6 protein-coding genes are annotated in these 5,880 nt (G+C 64.7%); 1 reads left to right on the top strand and 5 read right to left on the bottom strand.

What is annotated here, in order from left to right; genetic code table 11:
- Positions 1-127: 127 nt before the first annotated feature.
- The 5 genes from SxD43FB_RS22815 to SxD43FB_RS22795 form a co-directional block, all read right to left on the bottom strand.
- Positions 128-1,471, bottom strand: a complete 1,344-nt coding sequence (locus SxD43FB_RS22815; RefSeq protein ID WP_096064077.1) for an ATP-binding protein — start codon at positions 1,469-1,471, stop codon at positions 128-130.
- The gene (locus SxD43FB_RS22810; RefSeq protein ID WP_006956807.1) at positions 1,468-2,187 is read right to left on the bottom strand and encodes a response regulator transcription factor; all 720 of its coding nucleotides are present in this window, start codon (positions 2,185-2,187) and stop codon (positions 1,468-1,470) included. The genes SxD43FB_RS22815 and SxD43FB_RS22810 overlap by 4 nt, the downstream gene beginning before the upstream one ends.
- 148 nt (positions 2,188-2,335) lie before the next feature.
- Positions 2,336-2,992 (bottom strand): calcium-binding protein, encoded by a 657-nt coding sequence (locus SxD43FB_RS22805; RefSeq protein WP_096064078.1) that lies wholly within the window; start codon positions 2,990-2,992, stop codon positions 2,336-2,338.
- 136 nt (positions 2,993-3,128) lie between these two features.
- Positions 3,129-4,346 carry an argininosuccinate synthase gene (locus SxD43FB_RS22800; protein WP_096064076.1) on the bottom strand — a complete coding sequence of 406 codons (1,218 nt, stop codon included), beginning with the start codon at positions 4,344-4,346 and terminating at the stop codon, positions 3,129-3,131.
- 100 nt (positions 4,347-4,446) lie between these two features.
- Positions 4,447-4,635, bottom strand: a complete 189-nt coding sequence (locus SxD43FB_RS22795; RefSeq protein WP_096064075.1) for a DUF4169 family protein — start codon at positions 4,633-4,635, stop codon at positions 4,447-4,449.
- A gap of 113 nt (positions 4,636-4,748) precedes the next feature.
- Here SxD43FB_RS22795 and SxD43FB_RS22790 point away from each other — a divergent pair, with 113 nt between their 5' ends.
- Entirely contained in the window at positions 4,749-5,738 is a 990-nt protein-coding gene (locus SxD43FB_RS22790; protein WP_096064074.1) for a LacI family DNA-binding transcriptional regulator, read from the top strand.
- Positions 5,739-5,880 lie beyond the last annotated feature (142 nt).

Genomic DNA, 5,880 nt, shown 5'->3' with positions numbered 1-5,880 from the left:
GCGGGTGTGGCCCGTGGCATTTTCTGCCCTGCGGCAGGTTCGGCTTAGACACCCAGTTCCTAATTCAGATCAGAGGCTTACGCCACTCCCGCCAACCCTTCAGGACACTTTTGGTGAATAAGGCGGGCTAAGCAGGCAGCACCAAGCTCGCCTCCAGCCCGCCCCCTGCGCGGTTGGTGAGGCGCAGTTCGCCTTGATGTTCGGCCATGATCGCGCGGACCAGCGCTAGACCCAAGCCCGCGCCGCCAGTCTCGCGATTGCGGGAGCCTTCCAGACGGGTGAAGGGTTCGAGCATTTCTTCCATTCGATCTTCGGCGATGCCGGGGCCGTCATCGGCGACGACCAGGCGGATCGCCCCTGCTTCGCGCACCACCGACACATGGGCGCGTTCGCCATAGACGATGGCGTTTTCGATGAGGTTGCGCAGGGCGCGGCGGATCTGTTGCGGGCGCACGAAGGCGACGGCGCGGTCGCTTTCGGTCATGTCGACGGGCGAGTCCAGTTCGATGAAATCCTCGACCACGGCGTCAGCAAGCGCGGCGAGATCGACTTTCTGCACCGATTCCGTGCTGCGTCCGGCGCGGGCGAGCGAGAGGATATCCTCCAGCATCCGGTTCATTTCATCGATGGTTTCGGACATCCGCGCGCGTTCGGCATCATCCTCGACCGATTCGGCGCGCACCCGCAGCGAGGCCAGCGGCGTGCGCAGATCATGGCCGATCGCACCCAACATCCGGTCCTTTTCGTCCAGCATGGCGATGATGCGCGACCGCATGGCGTTGAATGCCATGGTGAGGTCACGCACGTCGCCGGGACCGCGTTCGTCCACGGCGTCGGCCGCGCCGGTGCGCGCAAATTGCTGCGCCGATCCGGTGAGTTGCTTCAAGGGACGCGCGAGCCGGCTGCCGATCCAGAGCAGCGGCAGGAGGACGATGACATAGAGGATGAGGGTCTGGCCGATCAGCCAGCCGCCAAAGCGTGCCGGGCGATCGCCGCTGCGGGCTTGCGTGACGACCCATTTGCCCGGTTCATATTCGGCCGCCAGCGTCAGCCGCTCGACGCGATGGTCATGTGGCCGTTCGCCATCGGCGCGCACGCGAATCCGTTCCCACCGGCGCATCGGCATCACCGCGTCGTCCTGCACCACGCGCACGGTCAGGATGCGCAGGCCGATATCCTCGAACATCGCCGCCGCCCGCTTTTCGATGTCCGGGCGGCTTTCGCCGGTCAGTTGCGGCGCGCCTTGCACGAAGCGCGCCCGCATCCGCGCTGGGCCGGGCCGGTCGGGGCGGTTGTCGAGCGTGTCGACCACGCGATAGACGGCGGGCGCGGTCTGCGCGGTAAGCTGCAGCCGGATGCGTTCGCGATAGAGCAGCCCGAAATTGATCGCCTGCGCCACGAACAGCGCCAGCGCGACGAGCGCGATGATCTGCCCGACCAGGCTTTGCGGCCAGAGGCGGAGGCGCTTCAAAGTTTGCGCACGTCGGCCGAGAGCGTGTAGCCCCCACCCCAGACGGTCTTGATCAGCGTCGGGTTCTTGGGATCAGGCTCGATCTTCTTGCGCAGGCGGCTGATCTGATTGTCGATCGCCCGGTCGAAGGCGTTGGCCTCACGGCCCTGGGTGATGTCGAGCAGCTGGTCGCGGCTCAGCACCGAATTGGGGCGGGTGGCAAAGGCCAGCATCAGATTATATTCCGCCGTCGAGAGCGGCAGCGATACGCCCTCACTATCGACCAGCGTACGCTCCTGCGTCTTGAGCAGCCATCCGGCGAAACTGTAATTGGCCCCGTCCGGCGCGGTCACGCGCTGGCCGCCGGTGGCGACGCGGCGGAAGATCACCTTGATCCGGGCGACCAGTTCGCGCGGGGAAAAGGGTTTGAGGACATAATCGTCCGCGCCCATTTCGAGGCCCACGATACGGTCGGTTTCTTCGGTGCGGGCCGTGAGCAGGATGACGGGGATTTCGCTGGTCTCGCGAATGTGGCGGCAGAGCGACAGCCCATCCTCGCCCGGCATCATGATGTCGAGGATCACCATATCGATCGCATTGGCGTTGAGGCGAATGCGTGCCTCCGCCGCGCTGTCGACGGCGGTGACGCGAAAGCCGTTGCGCGACAGATATTGCGCCAGCGGCTCGCGGATCGAACGCTCGTCATCGACGAGCAGGAGATGGGGTTTTTCGCTCATTGCGCCTGTCTGTCATGGGCGGGAAAAAGTTGGAAGGGCGAAGGCGTGGCGGGGGAGCCAGTCTTCGCCCTTCCGGAAGCGTTCACGAGTCCGGTTCAGGGATGGCAGGGGAATGCCGGGCCTGGACCCGTGAACGGGGGGTGTTCGATCAGTTGGCGGACGGAGCGGCGGCCTTGCGGTCCTTCCAGGCGCTACGCATCGCCTGACGCGCGGCCTTCATTTCGTCGGCGGTCACCTGGCCATCCTTATTGGCGTCGGCCTTGTCGAACATGGCCATAGGTCCGGCCATGAATTCGGCCTTCGTCACGGTGCCATCCTTGTTCGCATCGCCGCGACCGCCCATCATCTTGCCGCCCTTGCCGGGGCCACCATGATGGCGACCGCCCCAATGGCGACCTTCCGGCCCGCCGGGCTTGCCCGCTTCGGCGCGCCTGTCTGCCCGCTTGTCAGCCTTGGCCTCCTGCGCGGCGGCCATTTCCGCCTTGCTGATCTGGCCATTCTTGTCGGTGTCCAGCTTGGCAAAGCGCATGTCGAGGCGCTGGGTGCGCATCGCATCGCGATCGGCCTGGGTCAGCTTGCCGTCCTTGTCGATGTCCATCTTGGCGAAGCGCGCTTCCAGCCCGGCGGTCAGTTCCGCCCTCGTGATCGTGCCATCCTTGTTGGTGTCGGCCATCATCATCATGCCACCGCCACGGCCACCACGACCGGGACCATCGCCCGGCTGGGCGAAAGCGACGTGGGAAGCGGCGAGGCCGCCGACAAAGAGCGAGCCGAGCGCGACGGTTCCAAAAAACTTGCGGATCATGTTCTGTTCCTTCCAAAGCATCTATGTGGAACGACGTTTCGCCGTCCTTGAAGATGCTTATCGGCCCAACTTGTCCCGCAACTATGTCAGGCTAACCGCCAAACTGTCGCAATGTGTAACAGGGCGAACAGCCGCCTTATTGGTCGCGCCGTCCCAGCAGGCGCAGGCGCAGGGCGTTCAGCTTGATGAAGCCCGCCGCGTCGCGCTGGTCATAGGCACCGGCATCATCCTCGAACGTCACGACCTTTTCGCTGTAGAGCGAGTGCGGCGACTTGCGGCCAACGATATAGACGCCGCCCTTGTAGAGTTTGAGGCGGACCGTGCCGGTGACCTTTTCCTGGCTATGGTCGATCGCGGCCTGCAGCATCTCACGCTCCGGGCTGAACCAGAAGCCGTTATAGATGAGTTCGGCATAGCGCGGGGCGAGTTCGTCCTTCAGATGCGCCGCGCCGCGATCCAGCGTCACCTGCTCGATGCCGCGATGGGCAAGATGATAGATGGTGCCGCCAGGCGTTTCATACATGCCGCGCGACTTCATGCCGACGAAGCGGTTTTCGACGAGATCGAGACGGCCGATGCCGTGCTTGCGGCCATAGTCGTTCAGCGTTTCGAGCAGGGTCGCGGGGCTCATGGCGACGCCATTGATCGCGATGCCATCGCCGCGCTCGAAATCGATGGTGATATATTCGGGCGCGTCGGGCGCGTCCTCCGGGTTGACCGTGCGCGAATAGACATAGTCGGGGACTTCATCCCACGGGTCTTCCAGCACCTTGCCCTCGGACGAGGTGTGCAGCATGTTCGCGTCGGTCGAGAAGGGGCTTTCGCCGCGCTTGTCCTTGGCGATCGGAATCTGGTTCTTTTCGGCGAATTCGATCAGCTTGGTACGGCTGGTCAAATCCCATTCGCGCCATGGTGCGATGACCTTGATGTCGGGCGACAGGGCGTAATAGCCGAGTTCAAAGCGGACCTGGTCATTGCCCTTGCCGGTCGCGCCATGGCTGACCGCGTCCGCGCCGACCATCTTGGCGATTTCGATCTGGCGCTTAGCGATCAGCGGGCGGGCGATCGAGGTGCCGAGCAGATAGAGACCTTCATACAGCGCGTTGGAGCGCATCATCGGGAACACATAGTCCGCGACAAATTCTTCGCGCAGGTCGTCGATGAAGATATGCTCTTCCTTGACGCCCATCAGCCGCGCCTTGGCACGGGCCGGCTCCAGTTCCTCGCCCTGCCCCAGATCGGCGGTGAAGGTCACCACTTCGCATTGATAGGTCTGTTGCAGCCATTTCAGGATCACGCTGGTGTCAAGGCCACCGGAAAAGGCGAGGACGATGCGGTTGATCTTGTCAGACATGGTGGGCGACTCTTCTGTTCGGGAATGGCGCGGATGATGCGCGCGCCGGTATCAGGCAAGGGGCAAAAGCGCAACCGGAACAGGGTCGGGCGGCTCGGCCTTATTCGGGTGCGCGATCTTCCCGATAGGCCGCGTCGACCGCCGCCTCCTGCCGGGCGCGCTGGGTGTCGTCCGCCTGTCGCTGCGCCTTGGTGCGGCCGAATTTGGCGCGGTTGGCGTCGGCCTGCTGCGCCTTGTCGTCGCGTGCCTTGGCCTTGCGCGCCTGGCGCAGATTGATCACGTCACCCATCACTGCCCATCCCTATGTTGGCGATGGGCAGCATAGGGCGCATGATCGCGCCTTGCCAAGCGCCGCCTTCCCCCCGCATGAGCGGAGTTTCCGTTGTTTCGAGCCAGACATCCATGACCAGCATCCACCACGTCGCCGCCCTCGCCAAAGTTTCGATCAAGACGGTGTCGCGCGTCGTCAACGATGCCCCCAATGTCAGTGCCGAATTGCGCGAACGGGTGCAGGCGGCGGTGCGCGAACTGGGTTATCGGCCCAACCAGTCGGCGCGGCGGCTGGCGGGCGGGCGGTCGTTCATGATCGCCTATCTCTACAGCAATCCCGCGCCGGGCTATATCAGCGGCATCCAGTCGGGGGCCGCCGCGCGTTGCCGCGAATTGGGTTATCACCTGGTCGTGGAACCCATTTCGCCGGGCGGCGAGGAGCGGTTCGACGTGCTTGACCGACTGGTGGCGGCCCTGCGCCCCGATGGCGTGCTGCTGGTGCCGCCCCTGTCCGATGATGCAGCGATGCTTGCGCGCCTCGCCGAGTTGCGTCTGCCCTGTGCGCGTATCGCGGGGTCGGTGGTCGGGGCGGGCTTCAATATCCACACGCCCGAACGTGCCGCCGGACGCATGGTCGCGGACCATCTGATCGCCCATGGCCATCGCCGGATCGGCATCATCACCCCGCCCGCCAAGCACCGATCGGCCTTGCGCCGGGTCGAGGGGTTTCGCGACGGGCTGGCCGCAGCGGCGGTGCCGGTCGACGAGAGCCTGTTCGTCGACGGAGGCTTTACTTTTGGATCAGGCATCGCGGCGGGCGAGGCCTTGCTGGCCCTGCCTGAGCCGCCGAGCGCGATCTTCGCCACCAATGACGATATGGCGCTGGGCGTGCTGACGCTGGCGCATCAGATCGGTTTGCGGGTGCCGGAAGATCTTTCGGTGGTCGGCTTCGACGATACCCCGGCCAGCCTGACATCCTGGCCGCCGCTGACGACCGTGCGCCAACCGCTGGAGGATATGGGCCGCGCCGTCATCGACGCACTCGCCAACGGCCCGGAGGATGCGCCGGAATTTCTGTTCACGCTGATGGAACGGGCGAGTTCAGGGCCGAAGCCGGGCTGATTTCTCTGGGAAAACGCTGGAGCGGGTAGCGGGGGACTGACGGGTGGCTTTGGCGGGCTTCCTTGAACCAGCGTCCATACCCATCATTTCCACCCCATCGTCACCAGCTTCGCCCTCGATCTGGTCAATGATCTGGACGACG

Origin of the sequence: Sphingobium sp. D43FB (assembly GCF_002312805.1) — a bacterium.
Lineage (GTDB): Bacteria > Pseudomonadota > Alphaproteobacteria > Sphingomonadales > Sphingomonadaceae > Sphingobium.
The sequence above is the reverse complement of the archived record's forward strand: the minus strand, read 5'-3'. Positions and strand labels throughout refer to the sequence as shown.

What these genes read in the sequence shown, in the direction of transcription:
- SxD43FB_RS22810 (WP_006956807.1), bottom strand. Translation starts at nt 2,187, where the DNA reads ATGAGCGAAAAACCCCATCTCCTGCTCGTCGATGACGAGCGTTCGATC.
- SxD43FB_RS22805 (WP_096064078.1), bottom strand. Translation starts at nt 2,992, where the DNA reads ATGATCCGCAAGTTTTTTGGAACCGTCGCGCTCGGCTCGCTCTTTGTC.
- SxD43FB_RS22800 (WP_096064076.1), bottom strand. Translation starts at nt 4,346, where the DNA reads ATGTCTGACAAGATCAACCGCATCGTCCTCGCCTTTTCCGGTGGCCTT.
- SxD43FB_RS22795 (WP_096064075.1), bottom strand. Translation starts at nt 4,635, where the DNA reads ATGGGTGACGTGATCAATCTGCGCCAGGCGCGCAAGGCCAAGGCACGC.
- SxD43FB_RS22790 (WP_096064074.1), top strand. Translation starts at nt 4,749, where the DNA reads ATGACCAGCATCCACCACGTCGCCGCCCTCGCCAAAGTTTCGATCAAG.